A 1260-nucleotide genomic window follows, 5' to 3' on the forward strand; every position below is an offset into this window, starting at 1 on the left:
ATGGTTACAGTGTGGGTGCCGTTGCCGTTGTCTTTAACATTGGCTTGTGCATTCTTACCGTCTGCACCAGTGTCACCTTTGTCGCCTTTAGCGCCGGCTTCACCAGTGTCACCTTTCGCACCAGTTGCACCGTCTTTAACGATGGTAGTAGTGGTGTTACCGTTACCGTCGGTAATGGTTACAGTGTGGGTGCCGTTGCCGTTGTCTTTAACATTGGCTTGTGCATTCTTACCGTCTGCACCAGTATCACCTTTGTCGCCTTTAGCGCCGGCTGCACCAGTATCACCTTTGTCGCCTTTAGCGCCGGCTTCACCAGTGTCACCTTTAGCGCCGGCTTCACCAGTGTCACCTTTCGCACCAGTTGCACCATCTTTAACGATGGTAGTCGTGGTGTTACCGTCACCGTCGGTGATGGTTACAGTGTGGGTACCGTTGCCGTTGTCTTTAACATTGGCTTGTGCATTCTTACCGTCTGCACCAGTTGCACCGGTGTCACCTTTTTCACCTTTGTCGCCGGTTGCACCAGTTGCACCGTCTTTAACGATGGTGGTAGTGGTGTTACCGTCGCCGTCGGTGATGGTTACAGTGTGGGTACCGTTGCCGTTGTCTTTAACATTGGCTTGTGCATTCTTACCGTCTGCACCAGTGTCACCTTTAGCGCCGGCTGCGCCAGTGTCACCTTTGTCGCCTTTAGCGCCGGCTTCACCAGTGTCACCTTTCGCACCAGTTGCACCGTCTTTAACGATGGTAGTAGTGGTGTTACCGTTACCGTCGGTAATGGTTACAGTGTGGGTGCCGTTGCCGTTGTCTTTAACATTGGCTTGTGCATTCTTACCGTCTGCACCAGTGTCACCTTTATCGCCTTTAGCACCGGCTTCACCAGTGTCACCTTTCGCACCAGTTGCACCGTCTTTAACGATGGTAGTAGTGGTGTTACCGTTACCGTCGGTGATGGTTACAGTGTGGGTGCCGTTGCCGTTGTCTTTAACATTGGCTTGTGCATTCTTACCGTCTGCACCAGTGTCACCTTTGTCACCTTTAGCGCCGGCTTCACCAGTGTCACCTTTCGCACCAGTTGCACCGTCTTTAACGATGGTAGTAGTGGTGTTACCGTTACCGTCGGTAATGGTTACAGTGTGGGTGCCGTTGCCGTTGTCTTTAACATTGGCTTGTGCATTCTTACCGTCTGCACCAGTGTCACCTTTATCGCCTTTAGCACCGGCTTCACCAGTGTCACCTTTGTCGCCTTTAGCGCCGGCT

At 52.5% G+C, this 1260-nt stretch carries 1 protein-coding gene; it reads right to left on the minus strand.

The window, feature by feature from the left end:
* On the minus strand, positions 1–1260 hold a 1260-nt coding region (locus ACTHS4_RS11550; RefSeq protein WP_440365970.1), incomplete at both ends, for a collagen-flanked surface repeat-containing protein.

This window comes from Neisseria sp. P0014.S009 (genome assembly GCF_051958155.1).
GTDB classification, from domain to species: domain Bacteria; phylum Pseudomonadota; class Gammaproteobacteria; order Burkholderiales; family Neisseriaceae; genus Neisseria; species Neisseria flavescens_C.